Annotated in this window: 22 protein-coding genes and 1 riboswitch; of the genes, 7 read left to right on the forward strand and 15 right to left on the reverse strand. The window is 71.9% G+C overall.

Annotated features, from left to right (window positions below; translation table 11 throughout):
* Positions 1-72: 72 nt before the first annotated feature.
* From ACWGJY_RS14685 to ACWGJY_RS14695, 3 genes are all read right to left on the reverse strand, one after another.
* Complete coding sequence (locus ACWGJY_RS14685; RefSeq protein ID WP_453261156.1) at positions 73-459, reverse strand: DUF6415 family natural product biosynthesis protein; 387 nt, start codon at positions 457-459, stop codon at positions 73-75.
* 69 nt (positions 460-528) lie between these two features.
* On the reverse strand, positions 529-1632 hold the full coding sequence (locus ACWGJY_RS14690) for a glycosyltransferase (RefSeq protein WP_453261157.1): 1104 nt from the start codon (positions 1630-1632) through the stop codon (positions 529-531).
* 576 nt (positions 1633-2208) lie between these two features.
* Complete coding sequence (locus tag ACWGJY_RS14695) at positions 2209-3018, reverse strand: LysR family transcriptional regulator (protein WP_453261158.1); 810 nt, start codon at positions 3016-3018, stop codon at positions 2209-2211.
* A gap of 68 nt (positions 3019-3086) precedes the next feature.
* On the opposite strand from ACWGJY_RS14695, the gene ACWGJY_RS14700 reads away from it, so the two are divergent.
* The 4 genes from ACWGJY_RS14700 to ACWGJY_RS14715 all read left to right on the forward strand — a co-directional run bounded on the left by ACWGJY_RS14700 (position 3087) and on the right by ACWGJY_RS14715 (position 6100).
* Positions 3087-3983, forward strand: a complete 897-nt coding sequence (locus tag ACWGJY_RS14700) for an NAD(P)H-binding protein (protein ID WP_453261159.1) — start codon at positions 3087-3089, stop codon at positions 3981-3983.
* 81 nt (positions 3984-4064) lie between these two features.
* Positions 4065-4733, forward strand: a complete 669-nt coding sequence (locus tag ACWGJY_RS14705) for a methyltransferase domain-containing protein (protein WP_453261160.1) — start codon at positions 4065-4067, stop codon at positions 4731-4733.
* Between the two features lie 41 nt (positions 4734-4774).
* Positions 4775-5083 (forward strand): hypothetical protein, encoded by a 309-nt coding sequence (locus ACWGJY_RS14710; RefSeq protein WP_453261161.1) that lies wholly within the window; start codon positions 4775-4777, stop codon positions 5081-5083.
* 516 nt (positions 5084-5599) lie between these two features.
* Positions 5600-6100, forward strand: a complete 501-nt coding sequence (locus ACWGJY_RS14715) for a VOC family protein (RefSeq protein WP_453261162.1) — start codon at positions 5600-5602, stop codon at positions 6098-6100.
* A 68-nt stretch (positions 6101-6168) separates the two neighbouring features.
* On the opposite strand, the gene ACWGJY_RS14720 is transcribed toward ACWGJY_RS14715, so the two are convergent.
* The 3 genes from ACWGJY_RS14720 to ACWGJY_RS14730 all read right to left on the reverse strand — a co-directional run bounded on the left by ACWGJY_RS14720 (position 6169) and on the right by ACWGJY_RS14730 (position 9320).
* Entirely contained in the window at positions 6169-7341 is a 1173-nt protein-coding gene (locus tag ACWGJY_RS14720; protein WP_453261186.1) for a HoxN/HupN/NixA family nickel/cobalt transporter, read from the reverse strand.
* Positions 7342-7372: 31 nt separating this feature from the next.
* A riboswitch (cobalamin riboswitch) is annotated at positions 7373-7586 on the reverse strand.
* A gap of 184 nt (positions 7587-7770) precedes the next feature.
* Positions 7771-8619 carry an alpha/beta fold hydrolase gene (locus ACWGJY_RS14725; RefSeq protein WP_453261163.1) on the reverse strand — a complete coding sequence of 283 codons (849 nt, stop codon included), beginning with the start codon at positions 8617-8619 and terminating at the stop codon, positions 7771-7773.
* Positions 8616-9320: a MarR family winged helix-turn-helix transcriptional regulator gene (locus ACWGJY_RS14730; RefSeq protein WP_453261164.1), complete on the reverse strand. Its 705-nt coding sequence runs from the start codon at positions 9318-9320 to the stop codon at positions 8616-8618. The genes ACWGJY_RS14725 and ACWGJY_RS14730 overlap by 4 nt, the downstream gene beginning before the upstream one ends.
* Positions 9321-9439: 119 nt before the next feature.
* Between ACWGJY_RS14730 and ACWGJY_RS14735 the strand changes: the two genes are divergently transcribed.
* Positions 9440-9865 (forward strand): hypothetical protein, encoded by a 426-nt coding sequence (locus ACWGJY_RS14735; protein WP_453261165.1) that lies wholly within the window; start codon positions 9440-9442, stop codon positions 9863-9865.
* On the opposite strand, the gene ACWGJY_RS14740 is transcribed toward ACWGJY_RS14735, so the two are convergent.
* The 7 genes from ACWGJY_RS14740 to ACWGJY_RS14770 form a co-directional block, all read right to left on the reverse strand.
* Complete coding sequence (locus tag ACWGJY_RS14740) at positions 9822-10478, reverse strand: nucleoside/nucleotide kinase family protein (protein ID WP_453261166.1); 657 nt, start codon at positions 10476-10478, stop codon at positions 9822-9824. The two genes, ACWGJY_RS14735 and ACWGJY_RS14740, sit on opposite strands and share 44 nt — an antisense overlap.
* Positions 10479-10603: 125 nt before the next feature.
* Positions 10604-11824 (reverse strand): methyltransferase, encoded by a 1221-nt coding sequence (locus ACWGJY_RS14745; protein WP_453261167.1) that lies wholly within the window; start codon positions 11822-11824, stop codon positions 10604-10606.
* A gap of 179 nt (positions 11825-12003) precedes the next feature.
* Positions 12004-12672, reverse strand: a complete 669-nt coding sequence (locus tag ACWGJY_RS14750; protein ID WP_453261168.1) for a DedA family protein — start codon at positions 12670-12672, stop codon at positions 12004-12006.
* Positions 12673-12952: 280 nt separating this feature from the next.
* Positions 12953-13417, reverse strand: a complete 465-nt coding sequence (locus tag ACWGJY_RS14755; RefSeq protein ID WP_453261169.1) for a DoxX family protein — start codon at positions 13415-13417, stop codon at positions 12953-12955.
* 79 nt (positions 13418-13496) lie between these two features.
* Entirely contained in the window at positions 13497-15587 is a 2091-nt protein-coding gene (locus ACWGJY_RS14760; protein WP_453261170.1) for an FAD/NAD(P)-binding protein, read from the reverse strand.
* Between the two features lie 207 nt (positions 15588-15794).
* Positions 15795-17543 carry an alkaline phosphatase D family protein gene (locus tag ACWGJY_RS14765; protein WP_453261171.1) on the reverse strand — a complete coding sequence of 583 codons (1749 nt, stop codon included), beginning with the start codon at positions 17541-17543 and terminating at the stop codon, positions 15795-15797.
* Between the two features lie 135 nt (positions 17544-17678).
* Positions 17679-18323 carry an HNH endonuclease family protein gene (locus ACWGJY_RS14770; RefSeq protein WP_453261172.1) on the reverse strand — a complete coding sequence of 215 codons (645 nt, stop codon included), beginning with the start codon at positions 18321-18323 and terminating at the stop codon, positions 17679-17681.
* A gap of 209 nt (positions 18324-18532) precedes the next feature.
* Between ACWGJY_RS14770 and ACWGJY_RS14775 the strand changes: the two genes are divergently transcribed.
* The gene (locus tag ACWGJY_RS14775) at positions 18533-19291 is read left to right on the forward strand and encodes an ABC transporter permease (protein WP_453261173.1); all 759 of its coding nucleotides are present in this window, start codon (positions 18533-18535) and stop codon (positions 19289-19291) included.
* Between the two features lie 227 nt (positions 19292-19518).
* A complete protein-coding gene (locus tag ACWGJY_RS14780; RefSeq protein WP_453261174.1) occupies positions 19519-20100 on the forward strand; it encodes a TMEM165/GDT1 family protein in 582 nt (193 codons plus the stop codon).
* Positions 20101-20268: 168 nt separating this feature from the next.
* Here the strand turns inward: ACWGJY_RS14780 and ACWGJY_RS14785 are convergent, their stop codons facing one another.
* Both ACWGJY_RS14785 and ACWGJY_RS14790 read right to left on the reverse strand, forming a co-directional pair.
* Entirely contained in the window at positions 20269-20931 is a 663-nt protein-coding gene (locus ACWGJY_RS14785; RefSeq protein WP_453261175.1) for an HAD-IA family hydrolase, read from the reverse strand.
* A 230-nt stretch (positions 20932-21161) separates the two neighbouring features.
* A partial coding sequence (locus ACWGJY_RS14790) for a peptidoglycan-binding domain-containing protein (protein WP_453261176.1) occupies positions 21162-21839 on the reverse strand: 678 nt, incomplete at its 5' end.

Raw genomic sequence — 21839 nt, forward strand, 5'->3', positions numbered from 1 at the left:
CGATACCGACGGCCAGCATGAACCCGACCGCCGCGAGGTAGGTGAGGTAGGTGAGAACACGACGTTGTCGACTCATGACGCACCGTCCACCAGGATGTTGTGCCGGTCCTGCAGCCACCGGCATGCCCGAGCCGGAGCGCGCACCTGTATGTGCGCGGACACCGGGCCGGAGCCGAGGCCGACGGCGGTCTGGTACCGGATGGCGGTCAGCCCTGAGCGCAGCCACTCGCGGCCAGGTACGTCCGGGGCCCGGCGCTCCGCTTCGTCCACAGCCGCCCACAGGCCGGCGACGATGACGAGTAGTGCTTGCTCCAGCGCCACCAGCTCGTCGTACGGCGGGAGCGGGCCAGAGCGCGGGGCTTGGTCTACCGTCTCCTGGATCAGGGAGGAATGGGGAGGAACGGCGAGCGGCGGCCACATCCGGCCCGCGAGGAAGGCCGCGGTGACTCCCGGACTCATTGGCATTGATCATGCTGCCGAGCCGCGAAGTAACTCCCGAAGTCGTCTCATGAATCACCCACTGTTGAATCACCCACTGTCCCGCAGTTCCGTGATGTCGAGCGGTGGCAGCTGTGACAGCTCGGCATTGGCGGCAGCCATGGCGGCGTCGTAGCAGGAGTTGCCGAGGATGGCCGTCATGGCGTCGGCGATCTCGCCGCGCGTCGCCGTGAGTTCCAGCGCGCGGCCGAGGCCGCGCCGGGCGAACGCGGCGGCATTGTCGGGCTGGTCGGCGAGAACGCCCATGCCCAGGACGGGCGTTGCGCCCTGCACCGCGTCGAGCAGGGATGCCCGGCCTCCGTGCGTCACGAACAGGTCGGCACGACGCAGGAGCGCGGGTTGCGGGACATGCTCGACAACCCTGATGCGGGGGTCCGCGCTCCGCAGCTCCTCTGCGAGGTCTCCCGCGGACACGATCGCCTCGCAGCCGATTCCGGAGAGTGCCGCCATGATCTCCCGGTACACACTCCCCACCACGGTCCGGAGACCGGACATCGCGGTGGTCAAGGTGCCGAGGCTCACGTAGATGAGCGGGCGGGCGGAGGGGGAGCGGTACAGCCGCTCGGGGAGGGCGGTCCGGAATTCCGCGACGGTGCGCCGGACCGCGCGCGCCGAGGGCGGGGGCGTCTCGTGGAACCACGGGACCGGCGCGGGGGTGAGCATCGGAGGCAGTACGGGGGTGTCCTGCCCGTGTTGCTTGTGGAGGGAGGTCAACGCGGGCGCAATGTCGGTATCCCAGAGATCCAGGAGCACCGGGCCGAGACCGTTGTCCGCTGCGAACACGGGCAGACGCAGGACCTTCGCCGCAAGGTGCGCGCCGAGATCACTGCACTCGGCGATCACCAGATCAGGCCGCGCCCGTGTCCACTCGGTGAGGAGGTCATGGGCCTTCGCCCCGGCCTGATCCGGCCAGAGCCGACCGAAGACGTAGCGGTTGAAGGGTCCGTTTCCGGACTCCTTCCAGATCTCACTTGCTGTCTGCTGAACGGCGGGATCGCAGGTCCAGTCCGTCCCTGCCCTGTGGAACTCCACTCCTCGCCGCTGGGCTTCGCGGCGGAACATGAGAGGGGCGTAAAGCGCGACATCGTGGCCCTGCTCAAGGGCCGGGCCGGTGACGTAATCGAGCGCGGACACATGTGAAGGTATCGGCTCAGCAGTGATTGCTATCCGTAATGGCATGGAGGCTCCAAAGAGTTTCACCGAGGTTGGCTGCAGCGATCTGTTCATGGTGCATCGGCTCGTGTCCCCTGCAGACGTCAGGGGGCGTTCTTGGCTGAGCGGAACCAGCAAGAGACCCCGGTTCCGTCCTGAGCGCACCGCCGGCCGGGCGCGCGGGCCTGCTGGACACGCCGCCTGCTGACTCGTGACGGCCACCGGAGCCCGCGCGGAAGGCCCGTCGCCCCACGCCACGCACATTGTCGACAATGGACGGCGACCGCCGGGGCGCCCCCGCACCAAATTGCTGGCCAGGGAGAAGTGGATGACGGGCTGCTCACCCGGCTCTCCCCGCTCCAGTACGGCCACATCAACTTCCTCGGCCGCTACGCCTTCACCCGGCCGACCGCGCCGGGCCTGCGGCAGCTGCGTGATCCGCACACGGGCAGATCTCCGAGAAGTTCCGCCTCGTGCGCGGCACCCAGCACATCCTGGATGTGCTCGACGTCCTCCACTGCGATCGTCTCGCCCGTCCGTGGCCCGGCCGCTGATCGCTCAGGTGCGCCGCAGCGTCGCGGTGGCGATCTCCTGGAAGTCGCGCAGCAGCTTCTCGCGCCGGTCCGCGAGGACGACCAGGCATGTCTCGATCCCGGGGGCGTCCGTGACGGGGAGGTGGGCGAGGTCGGGGCGGGAGTAGGAGCGCGCGACGCTCAGCGGGATGAGCGCGATGCCGTGCCCCGAGGCAATGAGCTCGAACTTCTCCTCAAGTGAAGACGTCCGCCGCGTCGGTGTGTCGAGCATCCGCTCGCCGTCGAGGTCGGCGGAGGTGAGGTCGGCACGGCGCGCCAGCGGGTGCGCCGCGGGCATGCAGGCGACCCTGGGCTCGTGGCCGATAGGGATGGTGTGCAGCCCCGAGTCGTCGAACGGCCGCCGCAGGTACCCCACCTGGGCCCGGCCGTCCCGGAGCGGCGCGTCCTGTTCCCACCAGCGTGCCGGGACGACGTCGGTCTCGACATGGGGGTGGCGCAGTGTGAACGCCCGGATCGCGTCCGACACGTGTAGCCCGGGGGAGAAAGCGACAACGAGCCGTTGGACGCTGTGGTCGACGTCGTGCACGCGTCGCACCGCCGCCGCGACGGCCGCGAGGATGCCCTGTGCCTCCTCGTAGAGATGCTTCCCGGCGGCGGTCAGCTCCACGCTGCGGGTGGTCCGCACCAGCAGAGTGCATGCCAACTCCTGCTCGAAAGACCTGACCTGACGGCTGAGCACCGGCTGGGTGATGTAGAGCTGTTCCGCCGCCCGGCCGAAGTGCCGGTGCTCGGCCACCGCGACGAAGTACCGGAGCTTGCGCAGGTCGAGATCCATGCCGTCAAGGTATCAATTGCCGGGAAGGGTATTGGACGCCACAGAGGGCATGCGCCGAGACTCAAAACATGATCGTCATCACCGCTCCCACCGGCCAGATCGGCAGCCGGCTCCTGGACATCCTGCTCAACGAGGCCCCCACTCGCGATGAAGAGCTGCGCGTCATCATGCGCGACCCCGGAAAACTCCACGCCGCGGCCCGCGCCCGCGTCGACGTCGTCACCGGCTCCCATGGCGACGCCGAGGTCGTCGACCGGGCCTTCGCCGGCGCGGACGCCGTCTTCTGGCTCGTCCCGCCGAACCCGCGGGCACCGAGCCTGGACGCGGTGTACTCCGGGTTCACTCGCGTCGCCGCAGAGGCGTTCAAGACCCACGGCGTGGGACACGTCGTGGGCGTCTCGGCGCTCGGCCGCGGCACCCCTGTCGCCGGCCGCGCCGGGCTGGTGACAGCGTCGCTGGCCATGGACGACCTCATCGCGAGTACAGGCGTGGCCTATCGGGCGCTCGCGAACCCGACCTTCATGGACAACCTGCTGTGGCAGGTGGCGCCGATCCGCGACCACGGCGTGTTCACCGACACCGTCACCGCCGGCCGCAAAGCGCCGACGGCCGCCACCCGGGACATCGCCGCAGCCGCCGCCGGCCTGCTGCTCGACCGCTCATGGACGGGGACGGGCGAGGTCCCGGTGCTGGGCCCCGAGGACCTTTCGGCGAACGACATGGCGCGCACCATTTCCGACGTGCTCGGCCGCCCGGTCCGCTACGAGCGGCAGTCGCTCGACGACTTCCGCGCCGCACTCACCGGACGCGGGACCGGGAACGCGATCGCCGAAGGCTACGTGGACATGATGCGTGCCAAGGACGACGGCCTCGACGACGGAGTGCAGCGCACCCCTCGGACCGCGAGCCCGACAACCTTCCGCGAATGGTGTGAAGAGGTCCTGAAGCCGGCGGTCCTGGCATGAGCACCAAGACCGGGTACAGGTCTTCCCCCGTTCCGGCACAGCACCTCATCGGCCCGCGCGGCGGACTCGTATCGTTGGCTGATGCGCGCACACCGTATTGACCGCCCGGCCGACCTCGACGTGGTTCGTGAGTCCTATGACCGCGTGGCCGACAACTACGCCCACATGGTGGTGACGACGGGTGTCGGCGACATCCGTCGTCATCCATGGCTCAAGGCATCGATCGACGCCTTCGCCGACACCGTGAGGGAGCTTGGGCCTGTTCTCGACGTCGGCTGCGGACCCGGGACGGTGACCGCCTACCTCGCCGAACGCGGACTCGACGTGTCCGGGGTGGATCTCTCTCCTCGCATGATCGAGAACGCGCGCCGTCTTCATCCGCACTGCCGTTTCCGTGTCGCCTCTGCCACCGACCTCGACCTTGGCGAAGCGTCCCTCGGCGGCGTGCTCGGGTGGTGGTCACTGTTCAACCTCCCCCGTGACGTCCTTCCCCAGGTTCTCGCCCTGTTCGCGCGCGCGTTGAAGCCGGGCGGGCACTTCATCACCGGGACACACGTCGGCGACGAAGACGCGGTGCGCACCGAGGCCTACGGGGGCGTACCCGTTCAGTGGACGACACACAAATGGCGGCCGGAACAACTCGTGGACCTGATCGAGCAGGCCGGCCTGCACCCGGTCGCCGAACTCCGGCTCCCCGCCGAGGAGTACAGCGGGCCGGGTCTGGTCGTCATGGCCAAGCGCCCCGGCTGACGGTCCACAGGAAGGCCGTCAGCCGCATCGAGAACGGGCACATGAGTCCGGTCCTCGACCACCTGCTGCTCCTCGCCGACGCCCGCAGCGCGGTGGCCCTCGGGCTGGCGGACGACAGCGTGCCCGAGGAGCAGCTTGCCGCCCGCACCTCCGGTCTCGCCGCCTCCGTCGCCGGGCAGCCGCCCGCGGCGATCCGGGCCGCCAAGCTGGCGGTGGCCGCCGCGCTGGCGCCGCAGCGGACGGCAGCCGCCGCCAATCCACGGCCGGCGGTGGCACGGACCGACTTCGACCGGTCGGTCGCCGCGTTCCTCGGCCGGCGGTCGGCCGCCGCAGCGGTCCCGGGAGCCTGATCGCCGTATCTTCCTGGTGCCGCAGCATCCGCAGACGGGGGAGGCGTGGCACGCTTCCGGGGCCGCGAAGACCGTCCCCCCTGCCCGCCGAGCTGCCCGCCGAGGTAGGGACGCACCGGCCTTCCCCGGCGAATCGCCATTACTCCCTGTGACTGGCGGGCTGCCCGACGGCGTTCACCGTGACGATCCACTGCCGAGGCACCCATGGCATCCATGGCAGCCACTTCGGCCCGCAGGGCGTATGACCGCCTCGTGGCCGATGCCCGGCCGCACCCGATCGCGATCAGCTGGACAGTTCCCGTTCCCGTTCCCGGTCCCGGTCGCGCATCGCCGTGCCTGTATGCCGGCGACGGCCGCAAGTGAACCATTGCCCGGACTTCGGCGGTCGGGCCGGAAAAGCTCGGTGTACCGGCCGAAGGACTCTGGGCAGGTATGGAGTGGGGGAGGAACATCAGAGCGGGGGAGGGTGCGGCGGCGCCTTGCGGTACCGCTGCGGGAGATCGGAGAGCAGGCTCCATGTCCGTACGACGTCTTAACCACGCGGTGCTCTACGTCCGCGATGTGGCGCGGTCGGTCGCGTTCTACACCGAGGCCCTCGGACTCACGGTGGGGGTCGAAGTGCCGGGGCGGACCGCGTTCCTCAGCGCTCCCGGCTCGCTCAATGATCATGACCTGGCGCTGTTCGCGGTGGGGCCGGACGCACCGGGGCCGGAGGCCGGACGGGTCGGGCTCTACCACCTGGCCTGGGAGACCGGCACGCTCGGCGAACTGGCCGCGGCACATGCGCAGCTCGTCGAGCGGGGCGCGCTGGTGGGATCGAGTGATCACCTCGTCGCCAAGTCGCTGTACGCCAAGGACCCGGACGGCAATGAGTTCGAGGTGATGTGGCGGGTCCCGCGGGAGGACTGGCCGGGCCCGGACCAGCCGGAACGGCTGCTGCCGCTCGATCTGGCGGCGGCGCTGGAGCGCTGGGGGCCGGATCTGGTGACGGGCGCGGCGGCCGGTTCGGCCACCTGACCGGGCCGGCCCCGTCCTGGTGGTGATGCGGGCGGTGGGTGCGTACGGGGTTCCTGGGCGGAGGCGTCTCAGGAGTCCGACGCGGCAGGATCCGCCGCCCCCGCTCGCTCCACCTGCTTCCTCCGGTCTGTCCGATCGGCCCGTTCCGCCCGCTCCGCCCAGCGCTTTTCGACGCCGGCCAGCCGCCAGTACGCCAGCGCCGCGGCCCACACGACCACGAACAGGCCGACGATGAGGAAGCCGGCATTGCCCAGGTCGAGGCCGGAAATCCAGCCGGTCAACGGGTCGCTGAGGGCGAGCTTGTCGTGCAGCACGGTCACCAGCTCGATCGTGCCGATGAAGAAGGCGACGGCGATCGACAGGCCGGTGATGGTGAGGTTGTAGTAGACCTTGCGCACCGGGTTGGAGAACGCCCACTGGTAGGCGAAATTCATGAAGGTGCCGTCGAGGGTGTCGAACAGGCTCATTCCGGCGGCGAAGAGCAGTGGCAGGCACAGCACCGCGTACCAGGGCAGGCCGGCCGCGGCGCCGCTGCCCGCCATCACCATCAGGGTCACTTCGGTCGCGGTGTCGAAGCCGAGCCCGAAGAGAAAGCCGAGCGGGAACATCTGGCCGGGGCGGGAGACCGAGCGGGTGAACCGGCCCAGGATGCGGTTCATGAAGCCGCGCGCATCGAGGCGCTGCTCCAGCTCGGCCTCGTCGAAGTGGCCGTTGCGCATACCGCGGAAGACCCGCCAGATCCCGGTCAGCGCGACCAGGTTCAGGGCGGCGATGAGGTAGAGAAAGGTCCCGGAGATGGTGGTGCCGACCGTGCCCAGGATCTGGTGGGTACGGGATTCGTCGTTGAGCAGCGTGCCCGCGAGCTGGGCGCCGCCGACCACCAGGGCGGCCATCGCGACGACCACGCTGGAGTGGCCGAGGGCGAACCAGAAACCGACCGAGACCGGTCGCTTGCCGTCGGCCATCAGCTTGCGGGTGGTGTTGTCGATCGCGGCGATGTGGTCGGCGTCGAAGGCGTGCCGCATGCCGAGGGTGTAGGCGGTGATGCCGAGCCCCACGCCGAAGACCTGGCTGCCCACGGTGTAGTGGTGGGGCACCACGAGCAGGAAGAGCACGCCGAAGGCGACGACATGCAGACCGGCTATGACGGCCATCAGGCCCGCGGTGCGGACGGTGTCCTGCCGGCGCCAGCGAAAAGCGGCGGGAGCAGGGGTGTTACGGGTATCGGTGGGCAGGGCCATCCGGCGGTCACGCTCCAGCACCTCGTGGATCAGTTCGTGAGATGCCGTGGCCGGTCTCCTGGCTTACGGGTACCCGCGTCCGCCCCCGCCTTCCCGGCCGCGGGCTGCGGTCAGTGGCGCCGCAGGCGCGCCGTGCGCCCGCGGAAGGGGTGGAAACTCCCCGATCACAGTGGCGAGGGCCGCTCCGGTCTGGGACCACAAGGTCCGTCACCGGCTTCCCGAACACCACGGCCCGTTCACTCTAACTGCGGCCGGAGGGGTGAGGCCCGTGGGGTTTGTCCGTGCGGTTCGTCCATGCGGTTGTCCATGCGGTTTGTCCGTGGGGTGTGCGGGAGCACTTGGCGTGCGGCGGCCCGTTCTGCCCCGGGTGGCCGTGGCCGCCGCGGTCGTTCCTGGGGCCGTGGTCCCTGTGCCGTGATGCGCGGTGGGTCAGTAGTCCAGGGATGAGAGGAAGGCGTGGAGTTCGTGGTCGAAGAGTGCGGTGTTCTCCAGATTGACCATGTGGGCCGCGCCCGGTATCCGGACTCTCCGGGCGCCGGGGACGGTCAGCGCTATCGCATGGGCGTTGGTGGAGATGTCGCTGCTGTCGAGGTCACCGTCGAACACGACCGTCGGCACCCGGATCTCGCCGAGGTGGTCGGCGGCGCCGACCTCAAGGGGCATGCCGGCGCCCCCGCCATCGGCATGCACCTCCACATTGGCCTCGGCCGAGGCACGCATCCGCTCACGGAATCCCGGGTGCACCGCGGCCGGTTCGCGATGCGGTCCGTCCACCCACATCCGCAGGAAGTGCTCGACATACCGTTCCGCGCCGTCCGGTGCGCCGATCGCCGCCACCTGCGCCTTGATGTGCTCCAGCAGAAAGGGGTCGGTGAAGGCGCGGCCGCTGATCCCGGGGGAGGCGAGTGCGAGAGCGGTCACCCGGTCGGGGCGGGCTATGGCAGTGTCGAGTGCGACCCGCGCACCATGGGAGAGGCCGACGAGGACGGCGGCGGGGACATCGAGCGCGTCGAGCAGGGCGCACAGGTCATCGTGGTGGGCGTGGTCCCCGGCCACGGTGGAGGACAGGCCATGGCCGCGGAAATCGTAACGGATCGCGCGCAGGCCGGAGTTGACCAGCCAGGCGAACTGCTCGTCCCACATGTGCTGGTCGAGCATGCCGCCGTGGAGCAGCACCACCGCGGGGCCCGAGCCGGCCGTCTCGTAGAACAGCTCGCCGTCGTAGATCGGCACGATCCCGTTGTCGATCTCGGACCAGGCGGTGATTCCTCGGGTCATCTTGCGGGCCGTCCTTTGTGTGCCGGATGCGATGAACTGGGTGTGATGCCATTGTCGTCGCTATTGCCGCTGCTGCCGTAACTGCCGCGACTGCCGTTACTGTCGGCTTCCTCCGGGGGGATGCGTGAGCCGTTCGCCAGGTGCCGGAATTCCTCGCCGAGCCGGTCCAGTACATGCGCTGCGGTACGGAGGTCCTCGGCGGGCAGATCGGCCAGCCGCTGTCGCAGCTCGGACGTCTCGAACTCCTTGATCCCGCGTATTGCCGCCGTGCCTTGGGTGGTGAGCCGGATCAGGGACGAGCGGCGGTGCGCGGGATTCGGGGCCGTCACGACCAGGCCCAGCTCCGCGGCGTGGTTCACCCAGCGCTGCACCGGCTGCCGGTCGAGCCCCATCGCGCGCGCCAACTGCGGGACGGTCTGCGGGCCTTGGGTGCGCAGGGCATCGAGCAGGGCGTGTTCGCCGGCGGTCATGCCCGTGCCCGTCAGCTCGCGCTCCACCACGCGGATGATCGTGCGGTGCAGTGGCCACAGGCGTCGGATGACGCCGTACAACAGGTCTTCGGCGGGCGTCGGTTCCCCGCCGCCGGTGCCTTCGGTGGCCGCCTCGGTGTGCATGTCCATGTGCGTGTCCATGTGCGTGTCCATGTGCGTGTCGATGTGCATGCCCGTTTCCCCCTCGACTCCCCCCCCGATGACACTCATGATGTCATGATGGCATCGGTGATGTCGTTTGGGAAGGGGGTTGCCGCGGAAAGGAGTTGATGAGGCGGGTGGGCAGGAGCCGGCCCGCGCGGCCGGTGGACGAGGAAGGCGGAGGGCGGATGAAGGTCGGTCTGTTGCGTGCGGTCGGGGTGGCCACGGCCGTGTACGGAGTGGCGGTGGCGGCGGTGCCCGATCTGCTGGCCCGGCCCTCGGGGCTGGTCGACGGCGCAGGGCGGACCGCGCCGGCGACCCGTACCTCGCTGCGACCGCTGGCCTGGCGGGATGCGGTGAGCGGGCTGGCGCTGGTGCTGGCTCCGGACGGCCCGGCGCTGCGTACCGCCGCATATGTGCGAATGGCCGCGGACTTCGGGGATGCCGTACTGCTCGGTGCGACGCTGCCGGGCCGCGACCGGAAGCTGAAGGCGGTCGCGGTGTCCGTGGGGTGGGGCGCGCTGTCGTTGGCCGGGATGCTCGCCCGCGGACAGGGGCGGGGGAGCGGGGCTATGCGCTCGGTGGGGGCGGGGCCTCTTCGGGTGCGAAGGTGATGACGAGGTCGGCACGTTCCCGTGTGGCCGCCACGACACGGGCATTGGCCTCGTCCGAGGTGAGCACGAACCGTTCGGCGTCGGCGCGCGGACGCCCGAAGCGCTCGTGCCGGTCGACCAGCCGACGGATCCGTTCCGGAGCGTCCAGTTCCACGTACCAGACCTCGTCGAGCAGCGCGCGGACCCGCGGCCACGGGGCGGAGTCGAGAAGGAGGTAATTGCCCTCGGTGACGATGAGCGGAATGTGGGGTGCCACGGGGATGCTGCCGGCGACCGGCTCCTCGATACGGCGGTCGAAGGCCGGGGCGTAGACGGCGGTGTCCGGTTCCGGGGAGCGCAGGCGCGCCAGCAGTGCCGCATAGCCGGCCGGGTCGAAGGTGTCCGGCGCGCCCTTGCGGTCCGTACGGCCCAGCCGGCGCAACTCCGCCTCGGCGAGGTGGAAGCCGTCCATCGGCACGAGCGCGGCCTGACCGGCCAGCTCCGCCACGAGGTGGGCGGCGAGGGTGGACTTGCCGGCGCCGGGCGGGCCGGTGATACCGAGCAGCCGACGCCGGCCGGGACTCGCGGCTGCGGCGAGCCGACGGGCGCGGGAGAGGAGATGCCGGGGATCCATGGTGCGTCCATCGTGCCTGAGGCGCGGGGCGCCGGTCGGGTGCGGCCCCCCAACGGGGACGGTCTCGGGGCCGGTCGGCCGGCCGGTCGGACGGAGGGAGGCAGGCGGGGCGTTGACGACAGGCCCTAACGAGGGGTGGACGCACCCCGGTCGGTGATGCCCAGGCGCCACAGTGAGGTGACCTCGGCCGCGCGGGCCACATGGAGCGGGTCGGAGGCGTCGCGGGCGCGCGGATGGCGCGGGCTGATGTCGTGTCGGCCCAGGATCGTGAGCCCGGCCTCGGCGAAGGCGTCGAGGAGCTCGGTGTGCGGGCGCAGGCCGAGATGTTCCGCCAGGTCGGAGAGGATCAACCAGCCCTCGCCGCCGGGAGTCAGATGGTCCGCGAGGCCGCTCAGGAAGCCGTGCAGCATCCGGTTGCCCGGGTCGTACACCGCATGCTCCACGGGGGAGGTCGGTTTCGCCGGCACCCACGGGGGGTTGCAGACAATCAGCGGGGCGCGGCCGGCCGGGAACAGATCGGCCTGGATGACTTCCACCTGACCGGCGAGGCCCAGCCGTTCGGTGTTCTCGCGGGCACAGGCCAGTGCCCGCGGATCCTGGTCGGTGGCCACGACCCTGCGGACGCCGCGCCGGGCGAGTACGGAGGCCAGTACGCCGGTGCCGGTACCGATGTCGAACGCCAGCTCCTCGCCGGGCAGCGGCACCTCGGCCACCAGGTCGACGTACTCGCCGCGGGCAGGGGAGAAGACGCCGTAATGCGGATGGATCCGGTCGCCGCCGAGGGCCGGGATCTCGACGCCCTTCTTGCGCCATTCGTTGGCGCCGATGAGAGCGAGGAGTTCGCGCAGCGAGACGAGCGAGGCGGTCGGGGCCGGGCCGTGCAGGGCGCCTTCGTCGGCGCTTTCGGTGGCACCTCCGGCTTCCCCGGCGGCGGGCTCACCGGGGCCGTACGCCCTGGTGCAGGCCTCGCGGACATCGGGGGCGCGGTGCAGCGGGACGGCGAGGGTGGCATCGAGCGGGACCAGCAGCATGCCCAGGATGCGGGCCCGGTGATTCTGCGCCGCGCGGTGCACATGGAATGCCTGGGTGACATCGGCGGGCGGCGCCTTGCGGGGGCGGCGGTCGATGCGGCGGGCCAGTGCCGTCAGCAGCTGGCGGGCGTTGTGGAAGTCGCCGCGCCACAGCAGCGCGGTGCCCTCGCAGGCGAATCGGTAGGCGTCGTCGGCCTTCGTCCGGTCGTCCGCGATGACGATACGGCGGGGTGGCGGGGCGCCGTTCTCGGAGCGCCAACGGGCGGAACGGGGCTCGTCGGCCTCGGTCCATTCGACGACCGGCGGTTGGTTCACCGAAAAAGCCTCGCGTCAGTGGTTCGGGCCCGTCCCATGGGTGCCGTTGCTGCGGCGCCGGTCCGGCGCCGGGGGAGCGGTGAGGCGCTCTCAGGAGACGGTGGGCGGGGTGGGGTGTGACGGTTGACTTTACTCCGTGGCGGGATCGCCCCGGTCCGTACCGCCGGCTCCCCGGGCCGTCAGTGCGCGGTGGCGCGGTCCGGCCGGCGCATCAGGAAGGCGGCGGCCGATCCGGCGGCGAAGAGGGCGGCGACGGAGAGGGCGGTTCCCGCCCAGGAGGTGCCGAGCCAGTGCCCGCCGAAGTAGCCGAGGCTCACGCTGTACACGGCCCAGGTGAGACCGGCCAGTGCGGACCAGGGGAGGAACTCGCGGACCGTACGGTGTGCGACGCCGGCGCCGAGGCTGACCACGGAGCGTCCGGCGGGGGCGAAGCGGGCCAGCACGACGATGCCGCCACCGCCCCGGGTCAGTGCCGTGCCCAGTCGTTTCTGTGCGACCGTCAGCCGGCGGGAACGGCTTATGGCGCGGTCGAAGCGGTCGCCGCCGTGCCAGGCGAGCCGGTAGGCGACCATGTCGCCGAGTACCGAGGCGGTGGCCGCGCACAGTATCAGGGAGATCATCCCGGCCAGGTGGGCACCGGTGTGGACGGATGAGGTGACATCGACGCCGACCGCGTCCGCCGAGGTGCCGGTGCCGGTGCCGCTGCCCGTGCCGGCGGCCGTGGTGGCCGCGGCGATCACCAGGACTCCGCTGGGCAGGATCGGCACGAACACATCGAGGACGATCGAGAGGCTGACGATCACATACACCCACGGGGTGCCGCGCAGGGACCCCAGGCTCTCCAGCAACGTCGTACTCCCGGTCCGAACCCCGCCGCGACGTCGCTCGGTGCGGCAGGGGCGGCCCTACAGCCATACAGCGTACGCCTGGGCTCCCGCGGGCCGGCGGACGGGGGTGGAATGCCCGGGATCGGGCGATCGCGGGGGGAGCCGGGGCGCGGGAGGCGGGCCAGGGCGTCGGGGTGCCGGGGGCGTCGTGGACGCCGCACGGCCCGTACGGGCGCGGAGGTGCCGTACGGGCCGTGCGGGGGCGGGCCGGGGGAGCGCCGGGTCCGTCAGGGGCGGTGCGTCAGGCGGCGGAGGGCTCCTGGTGAGCGGCCGGAGCCTGCTCCCGCTCGTCCGCACCGAAGAAGATCCGGTCGAGGGCCCACAGGCCGGGGCCGGTGAAGAAGATCAGCAGGAAGGCCCAGCAGAACATCGCGGAGGCCTCACCGCCGTTCTGTATCGGCCACAGCGCCGAGCCCTGGTGAGTGGAGAAGTACGCGTACGCCATCGAGCCGGAGCTGATGAACGCCGCGGCGCGGGTGCCCAGACCGAGCATCGCCAGGAGGCCGCCGGCCAGCTGGATCACGGCGGCGTACCAGCCCGGCCAGGCGCCGGTGGGGACGGTGCCGCCCTGGCCCATGGCGCCGCCGAGGACGCCGAAGAGCGAGGACGCGCCGTGGCAGGCGAAGAGCAGCCCGACGACGACGCGGAAGAGCGCGAGCACGTGCGGGGTCGCTCTCTGAGTGAAAGAGGTCAGGGGTGCGGACATGTGGGGGCTCCTGCGGTTTTTGGGGACGAGGTAACCGTCGGAGGCACAGGTTAGGGAAACCTAAGGAGTACTTGCAAGTTCAACCTCTGGCGGAACGGGACCTTTGACCTGAAGCAGCCACGCCTGCCGCCGGAACCGCACCTGCCGCCGGAACCGCACCGCCACCCGGCCCCGTACCCGGCCCCGCCACCGGCCCCGTCACCGGAGCCGCGACCGCCCCTGGCCCTGCCCCAGCCCCCGGGCCCGTGCCTGCCCCAGCCCCCGCGCCCGCCCCTGCACCCGAGCCCGCCCCCGCCACCGCGGCCCGCAGCGCCGCCCGCGCCACCGCATCCGTGTCGGCCAAGGTGACCGACCCGACCCCGGGGCGCGCCCCCGCCGCCGTCACCCAGTGCACGCCCTCCGTCGGCACCCCGACCGCGAACCGCCGCGGATGAAGCCCGCCGTCGGCCTCGACGAGGTGATACGGGCTCGGCGACACATCGAGCCCGCCCGTCTCATAGCCGTCCGCGGTGTGCGGCCGGCAGCCGCCGTCGGCCAGCAGCCCGGCCAGCAGGGCGTCCGTGGTGCGCCGGAGATCCGGTTCCGGCAGCCGCGCCTCGATCAGTGCCGTCGCCGTCACCTCCGACCCCACCACGTCCGGTGAGTGAGCCGTGAAACCGGGCCTGCTGCCGTCGGCGCTGCCGGGCCGGACCGTCATCCGGGGACCGACCACCTCCAGCACCCCCGCCTCGATCAGCGCGGTCATCTCCTCGATCCGGCGCCGCGGCGGCCCGATGGACAAAAAGGCGTTGAGCGGGGTGTACCAGCGGTCCAGGTGGTCGCGGCGGGACGCGCCGGCCAGCCCGCCGTGGTCGACGATCTGCCGCAGCTCGTTGCGCAGATCGCGCAGCACGTCGAGCGCCGCTTTGAGCGGGCCGGACACATTGTCCTGCCGGGCGTGTGCGACGTCCTGGCGCAGATGCCCCAGCAGCCATTCCCGGAAGGCGGCGCGGCCGGCGAACGACCGCTGTGCGTGCGGCCGGGCGATCCGGTCCCAGTCCCAGCGTGCGGCCGGCGCGATCTTGAAGGCGTCCAGCGCCGCGGCCTCTTCGCGGCCGCGGTGCGCGCTGCCGAGGAAGCGCTCCCGGAAGCGGTGGCGCGGCCCGTCGCCCGCACCGCGCCGGGTCAGCAGTGCCTCGTAGTAGACCGCCTCCACCTCCTTGGCCACCAGGGGCCAGACCTCGGTCAGGAAGTCGGGCAGATCACCGCAGTCCGCGCGCTTGCGGAAGGCCGCTATCACGTCCGGGGTGAGCAGCAGCGGCAGATGGCGGCCGTGCGCGCCCTTCGCGTTGTCGCCGCGTGCGTGGTGCGGGATGCCGCGCCGGGAACCCGCGTACAGCCGGGGTTCGCGACCGGACGGCAGATAGCTCAGCGACCCGTCGCGACCGCGGACGAACCGGCCGCCGCGGGCCGTCGTCAGCAGCGCCATATGGTCGAAGAAGTTGAGGCCGAGACCGCGCAGCAGCACCGGGCGGCCCGGGGCCAGCGCCTCCAGGGCGGCGGAGAGATCGGCGGGGTTGGCGGGCGGCAGATAGCGCAGACCGTGCCCGGCGGCGTAGTCGGCCAGGCGCCGTTGCCCCGGGGCGGCGACGGCCGGCAGATGGCCCTGGGCAAGGACCACCGCCCCCAGGCCGTGCAGCGTTCGGCCGTCGTCGAGGGTGAGCGACTGCGAGCCGTCGGGGGCCTCGGCCAGCCGCACCGCGCAGGCCCGGTGCGCCACGACCGTCACCTCCTCGGGAGCGGTGCGCACGGTGTGGCGGAAGACCCACTCCAGATAGCGGCCGTACAGCGCACGCCCCGGATAGTCGTCCGGGCCGACTTCACACCCCTCCCAGGCGTACAGGCTCGGCCCGGTGCGTATCGGTCCGGCGCACTCGACACTGTCGTCGGTGAACAGCGTGACCTGCGACGCCACGGTGTTCATCAGCAGCTCGGGCGGCTGGGCCGTGCGCCAGACCTGGCCGGCGCCGGGCGGCGCGGGGTCGATGACATGGACGGTCAGCCCGCTGCCCGGGGCCAGTTCGGCAGCCGAGGCGCAGATCCGCTCCAGAACACTCGTCCCGCGCGGCCCCGCGCCGACGATGGCGAGGGCGGACCGGGACCGGCTGTCGGCGAGATGGTCGGCGGCCAAGAGGGGCTCTCCCTGGGGCGGTGGACGGCCGGCGCATGGGCGCACGGCCGCCCGAGAGTGCGGGCGACGGGCAAAGGTGCGCCCCATCATCACCGCCCGATACGCCGGCGCAGCACTCGGGGGCAGGCAAAAAATCCGCGGGATTCTTGGGCAGTTGCCCGGTGCCCGGTGGCCCGTCGGGCGCCTACCGGTGCCGGCGCGCCCGCATCATCCGGTCTTCGGCCGTTCGGTTCCCGGTGCAGCTCCGTCCGCAGCACCGCATTCCCCGGCAACTCGCGCATCGGACACCGCCGCCCGCCAGACCGTGACGAGCCGGACACCGCCGTGTTTCTCCCGGTGGGCCTGGTCCAGGGCGAGGCGCGCCGCCCGGCCCGCCAGCGTCAGCGTCATCAGCTGGTTGCCGAACCAGGGACCGCCCGTACGCCGCCACTTCACCGCCGGCCGGGGCAGCCGCCCGTGCCGGGCCAGCAGCTTCCCCAGCCAGCGGCCGGACCGGCTCCACCCGAAGCGGAAGCCGGCCTGCATCGAGCCGGGGATGCTGTTGTGCACGGGGGAGCAGGTCAGCTGCAGCACCCGGCTCGTGGGGTGCGGGCCGGCGCCGCGCCAGTGCGGCTCCGCCACGTAGGCGTGGTGCACGTCCCCGGACAGCACACAGACCGTCGCCGGCGCCTGGGTGCCGGAACCGGCCTCGGCGATCAGCTCGGTGAGCGCGGTGAACGAACCGGGGAAGGCCGCCCAGTGCTCCAAATCGGCGCGCTGGCGCAGGAATTCGCTTCTGCGGGCCCAGCGGGGGCCGCGCTCGCCGGCGCACAGCGCGGCGTTCCAGCCCTCCGCGGCATGGATGAGATGCGGCAGCAGCCAGGGCAGCGAACTGCCGAGCAGCAGATGGTCGTAGCTGCCGCGCCCTTCCAGCACCGCCTGCCGCAGCCATTCGCCCTCGGTCTTGTCGAGCATCGCGCGGTTGTTCTCGTCCAGCACGCGGGTGGTCCGGGTGTCGATCATGACCAGACGGACCCGGCCGAAGTCGCGGCGGTAGCTCCAGCGCGCGCAGGCCGGATCGGCGTCCGCGCCGGCCGCGAACTCCCGCAGCAGGTCCGTCCCGTCCGGCACCGCCCGTACCCGCGCATACATCTCGTCGGCGGCCAGTTCGGCGGGCGAGAGATTGCCCAGGTGCTGGTGCACCCAGTACGACATCAGGCCGCCGAGTATCCGCTCGCGCCACCAGGGCGTCGCCCGCATCCGGGCCAGCCAGGCCGCGGAGGTGTTCCAGTCGTCGATCACATCGTGGTCGTCGAAGATCATGCAGCTGGGGACCGTGGACAGCAGCCAGCGGACCTCCGGGTCGAGCCAGGACTCGTAGTAGAGGTGGGTGTACTCCTCGTAGTCGGCGACCTGTTTCCACGGGGGCTCGCCGATATCGCGGCGTTCGGCCAGCGCACGGGCGGTCGCCTCGGAGGTCTGGTCCGCATAGACCTGGTCGCCCAGCAGGAGCAGCACGTCCGGGCGCGGCCGGGAGGAATCGGCGGCGAGCGTGGCGGCGAGGGTGTCCAGGGCGTCCGGGCCGACCGGGTCGTGCGCCGCCTTCGAGGGCGTCGCCGACCAGCGGCAGGAACCGAAGGCGAAGCGCAGCGGTGCGTCGGCGGAGGCGGACAGCGTACGGATCGTGCTCGCCGGGAAGCGGCTGCCGGGCGGCGGCCAGACCTTCCCCGGGCCACCGCCGGAAGGTGCCCCCGGCTCGTCCAGCAGGACCTGGTAGGGCGTCTCGGTGCCGGGCGTCAGGCCGGTCACCGGGACCAGCGCATAGTGGTGCCCGGCGATCTGCCAGGTGCGTTCCGCGCCGGCCGCCCCGTCGTCGCAGCGGATGTGCACCACACACGGCTCGTCGGTCTCCACCCACACCGTCGCGCTCCGTGCGTCGACGTAGCGCAGCAGCGGTCCCAGGCGCAGTCCGGCCATCGGTGCCTCCCCACTCTCGTGGTCAGAGGATAGGAGCACAACGGGCACGGCGGGGGGCCGGGGCGGCGGCGCGCCCGCCGGCCGGTGGTGTCCGGCCGGCGGGCGCGGGGCATCGGCCCGGCCGAGGAGTGCGGCTCAGCAGCCGTCCAGGATCTTCTTCAGCGCGGCCTTCTCCGCCGAGTCCGCGGTCATGCCGTACTCATGCTTCACCCACACCCACATCCGGGCGTACTCGCAGTGGTACGACGCCTTCGGCGGCAGCCACTTCGCCGGGTCCTTCTCGCCCTTCTCCTGGTTGACGTTGTCGGTGACGGCGATCAGCTGGGAGTGGGTCAGGTCGTTGGCCAGCTCCTGGCGGCGCGCGGTGGTCCACTGCGCGGCGCCCGACTTCCAGGCCTCCGCCAGCGGTACGACATGGTCGATGTCGACGTCGGACGCCTTGGTCCAGGTCGCGCCGTCGTAGGGCGAGACCCATGTGCCGCTCACCGCCGCACAGCTGCTGTCCTGCTGCACATCCGTGCCGTCGCGCTTGAGCACCACCTCGCGGGTGTTGCAGTTCTTGCCCTGGTCGATCCAGTGCGGGAACTTGGCGCGGCTGTAGCCGTCCTGTGATCCTTCGGGCTGTTCCTTGATCTCGGTGAGGTACGTCCGTGCGGTGGCCGCGTCCGGCGGGCTGGGCGGTGCCGCCTGGGCGGACTGGCTGCTGAGCACCAGTGTGCAGAACAGTGCCGCTGCCGATCCCGCCGCGAGCGTCACTCGACGCGCGTAGACCTTTTTCATCGAAACTCCCGGAAGGTGGGGGGAAGTTGCCGTGCAGTGCGGGCCCATGGTGGCGAAGTGGGGTTGCCACGAGATGGGCACCGGGTAACAGGGTGGCGACATGCTCACGTCAGTTCAAGAGGAGCTGGCGGAGCGCCACAAGTGCTTGGTGGCACTCCGGTTGAGTTGCTCCCGCGCATACGCCCCTGCTGTCGCCCTACAGTGAGCCCGTGCTGCTGCCGGTCAATGTCACCCTCGGGGTCGTCCTCGCCGTCCTGCTGGTCGCCGCCGTGGCCATTGCCGCACTGGCACGCCTGGGCCACGCCCGCGCCATCGCCGTCGCCGGACTGCGTGCGGCGGCCCAACTCGCCGCCGTCTCCTACCTCATCGGCTGGGTGGTGCACGCCCTCCCCTGGCTGCTGTGTTTCCTCGCGCTGATGTTCGTGGTGGCGGTGCGGACCGCCGGCCGCCGGATCACCCAGAACCGCACCTGGTGGTGGGCCGCCGCCCCGATCGCCGTCGCGGTCGTCCCGGTCGTCGCCCTGCTGCTGCTCACCGGTCTGGTGCCACCGCGCGGCATCAGCCTCATCCCCGTCGCCGGCATCCTGATCGGCGGCGCGCTGACCGCCACCGTCCTGGGCGGGCGGCGGGCGCTGGACGAGCTGGAGACCCGGCGCGGTGAGTTCGAGGCGGGCCTCGCGCTGGGGCTGCTGGACCGTGACGCGCGGATGGAGGTCGCCCGCCCGGCCGCCTCGGACGCCCTGCTGCCGGGGCTCGACCAGACCCGGACCGTGGGATTGGTCACACTGCCCGGTGCGTTCGTCGGGATGCTGCTGGGCGGCGCCTCCCCCGTACAGGCAGGTGCGGTGCAGTTGTTCGTGCTGGTCGCCCTGCTGGCGGTGCAGGCGACGGCCTGCGCGACGGTGCTGGAGCTGGTCGCGCGCGGACGGCTGCACCGCGTACCCTTGGCGGCAGCAGAAGGGGAGTAGCTCTCAGCCGGACCGTCGACATACTGCCCTCCCGTCGCCCGACCACCACCCCTGGTGGAGCGCGTTCCGCGCGCTGTGACGACATGGAGAGCCGGCGCCCGGAGCCCGGTACGGACACGTATCGCGCCAGCGAGACCTTCGGCCGCAGTGTTTGACGCTGCCGTGCCGAAGCGACCCCTTTCCCGGGCCCCTTTGGTGCGGCCCGACCGATCGAGGTATGCCACCCCGTGTTCAGCTTCACCGTCGCCGCCGTCGTCTTCGGCGTCATCTTCCTCGCCGAGCTGCCCGACAAGACCGCTCTCGCCGGACTGATGCTCGGCACCCGCTACCGGGCCTCCTACGTCTTCGTCGGCGTCGCCGCGGCCTTCCTCGTGCATGTGGCGCTCGCCATCGCCGCCGGCAGCGTGCTGACGCTGCTTCCGCACCGCCTGGTACAGGGCGTGGTCGGTGTGCTCTTCCTGGCGGGCGCCGCCGTGCTGCTGTTCCGGAAGGGCGATGACGAGGAAGAGGTGAAGAAGCCCGCCGACCAGACCTTCTGGAAGGTCTCCGGGGCGGGCTTCATGATGATTCTGATCGCCGAGTTCGGCGATCTGACCCAGATCATGACCGCCAATCTCGCGGCCCGTTACGACGACCCGCTCTCGGTCGGCGTCGGCGCCGTCCTGGCCCTGTGGGCGGTGGCGGGCCTGGGCATCCTGGGCGGCCGTACGCTCATGAAGTACGTGCCGCTGGGGCTGATCACCAAGGTGGCGGCGGGTGTGATGCTGCTGCTGGCGGGCTTCAGCCTGTACGAGGCGATTGCCGGCTGAGGCGTTCGCGGAAATGCCCGCCCTGCCGAGCCGGTGACGGCACCGGAGCCGGGACGGCGGCGGGGTCAGGGACGGCGGCGGGGTCAGGGACGGCGGCGGGGCCTTCCGCCCTGCTTCTGCTCCTGATCCTGCCTCGCCTCGCCCCGCCCCGCGTCCGGTGCCGTGTGCTCAGCCCGTGAGGTGTACGGCGATCAGGCCGTCCGGCAGCGCCTCGACGTGGATCCCGGTGAGGTCGGGCACCTGCACGGTGGGCGCGAACGCGGCGGCCCGGTCGCCGATGCCGACCACTCGCATCCCGGCCGCCCGGCCCGCTTCGATGCCCGCTTCGGAGTCCTCGAAGACCAGGCAGTCCTCGGGGGCGAAGCCCAGTTCGGCGGCTCCCTTGAGGAAGCCCTCCGGGTCGGGCTTGCTGGCGCTCACGCTCTCCGCCGTGATCCGCGCGGCAGGCATCGGCAGCCCGGCCGCGTCCATCCGGGCGTCGGAGAGCGGGATGTCGGCGGAGGTCACCAGGGCGTGCGGGAGAGCGGCGAGGGCGGCCAGGAAGGCGGGCGCGCCGGGGACCGGCACCACGCCGTCCGTGTCGGCGGTCTCCTGCGCCAGCATCCGGCGGTTGTCCGCCATGTTGAGCTCCATCGGGCGGTCCGGGAGCAGTGCGGCCATGGTGGCCCAGCCCTGCCGGCCGGGGACGACCTGGAGGACTTCGTCCGCGTCCAGCCCCTGCTCGGCCGCCCAGCGGCGCCAGCAGCGTTCGACGGCGGCCTCGGAGTTCACGATCGTGCTGTCCATGTCCAGCAGCAGGGCGCGGGTGGTGAGCGTGATGGTGGCCGTCATCGGCGGGCTCCTGGGCGCTTCGGGCATACGGACGGTCCGGCCGCATACCGAGGGTGCGGAGGGCGCATGCGGAACAGAAGTGGTCCCGCCCGCCGGTCAGGGAGTGCGGGCGGAACCACTTTGTTTCTTCACGATACAAAACGCACCCGGGTGCCGACAACCGGGGGTCCGTATCCGGGTGCGGCCGGGCCGGGGGGCCGGGCCCCGGCCCCCGGCCCCGCCGGAGCGGGCTACGGCTCGTGGGTACGGGACTCCAGGAACGCCCGGGTGTGTGCGCCGTAGACGCCGTCCGGGTCGCCCGTCACCCCGTAGGTCTGCTGGCAGCGGGAGACGGCGGCCCGTACGTCCGCGCCGTAGTGGCCGTCGCCCGGCCCCGTGTACAGGGCCAGTTGCCGCAGCCGCTCCTGCAACTCCGTGACCTCCGGGCCGCTTGTGCCTTCACTCAGCACGGTCGGCCCGGTCGGCCCGGTCGGCGTAGTCGGTGCGGTCGGTGCGGTGTTCGGGCCGTCGGCGCCGGGGGAGTCGGTGACGCTGCCGGATGCCCGGGTGGGAGCGGGGAGAGGGGGATGCGTGGTCCGGTGGCGCTTCACGGTGGCCGTGGGGCCCTGGACTCCGGTCGTTCCCGGCGCGGGCGGGCGGGTCGTGGAGCGGGAGGGGACGGCGGTGTTCCGCGTGGGGGCTGCGGCGCCGTCGGTCGGGAAGGCGGTGCCGGGGGAGACGGTGCCGGGACCGGGCGGCGCCGCCCGGTCCTCGGTGCCGCCCGGCAGTACGTCGGTGGTGAACAGGACCGCGGCGGCCACCGCGGCCCCGGCGGCGGCCAGTACGGCCGGCAGGGCGCGCGGACGGCGAGGAGCCGGGAGGGCGGCGCCGGCCATCGGCTCCCGCCCCGCCGCGCGGAACGTCCGGGC

The sequence above is a fragment of the Streptomyces sp. NPDC054765 genome, from assembly GCF_053612065.1.

Excerpts from the sequence above, each read along its gene's own strand:
- ACWGJY_RS14685 (WP_453261156.1), bottom strand. The coding sequence starts at position 459 with ATGAGTCCGGGAGTCACCGCGGCCTTCCTCGCGGGCCGGATGTGGCCG.
- ACWGJY_RS14695 (WP_453261158.1), bottom strand. The coding sequence starts at position 3,018 with ATGGATCTCGACCTGCGCAAGCTCCGGTACTTCGTCGCGGTGGCCGAG.
- ACWGJY_RS14700 (WP_453261159.1), top strand. The coding sequence starts at position 3,087 with ATGATCGTCATCACCGCTCCCACCGGCCAGATCGGCAGCCGGCTCCTG.
- ACWGJY_RS14705 (WP_453261160.1), top strand. The coding sequence starts at position 4,065 with ATGCGCGCACACCGTATTGACCGCCCGGCCGACCTCGACGTGGTTCGT.
- ACWGJY_RS14710 (WP_453261161.1), top strand. The coding sequence starts at position 4,775 with ATGAGTCCGGTCCTCGACCACCTGCTGCTCCTCGCCGACGCCCGCAGC.
- ACWGJY_RS14715 (WP_453261162.1), top strand. The coding sequence starts at position 5,600 with ATGTCCGTACGACGTCTTAACCACGCGGTGCTCTACGTCCGCGATGTG.
- ACWGJY_RS14720 (WP_453261186.1), bottom strand. The coding sequence starts at position 7,341 with ATGGCCCTGCCCACCGATACCCGTAACACCCCTGCTCCCGCCGCTTTT.
- ACWGJY_RS14725 (WP_453261163.1), bottom strand. The coding sequence starts at position 8,619 with ATGACCCGAGGAATCACCGCCTGGTCCGAGATCGACAACGGGATCGTG.
- ACWGJY_RS14730 (WP_453261164.1), bottom strand. The coding sequence starts at position 9,320 with ATGAGTGTCATCGGGGGGGGAGTCGAGGGGGAAACGGGCATGCACATC.
- ACWGJY_RS14735 (WP_453261165.1), top strand. The coding sequence starts at position 9,440 with ATGAAGGTCGGTCTGTTGCGTGCGGTCGGGGTGGCCACGGCCGTGTAC.
- ACWGJY_RS14740 (WP_453261166.1), bottom strand. The coding sequence starts at position 10,478 with ATGGATCCCCGGCATCTCCTCTCCCGCGCCCGTCGGCTCGCCGCAGCC.
- ACWGJY_RS14755 (WP_453261169.1), bottom strand. The coding sequence starts at position 13,417 with ATGTCCGCACCCCTGACCTCTTTCACTCAGAGAGCGACCCCGCACGTG.
- ACWGJY_RS14765 (WP_453261171.1), bottom strand. The coding sequence starts at position 17,543 with ATGGCCGGACTGCGCCTGGGACCGCTGCTGCGCTACGTCGACGCACGG.
- ACWGJY_RS14770 (WP_453261172.1), bottom strand. The coding sequence starts at position 18,323 with ATGAAAAAGGTCTACGCGCGTCGAGTGACGCTCGCGGCGGGATCGGCA.
- ACWGJY_RS14785 (WP_453261175.1), bottom strand. The coding sequence starts at position 20,931 with ATGACGGCCACCATCACGCTCACCACCCGCGCCCTGCTGCTGGACATG.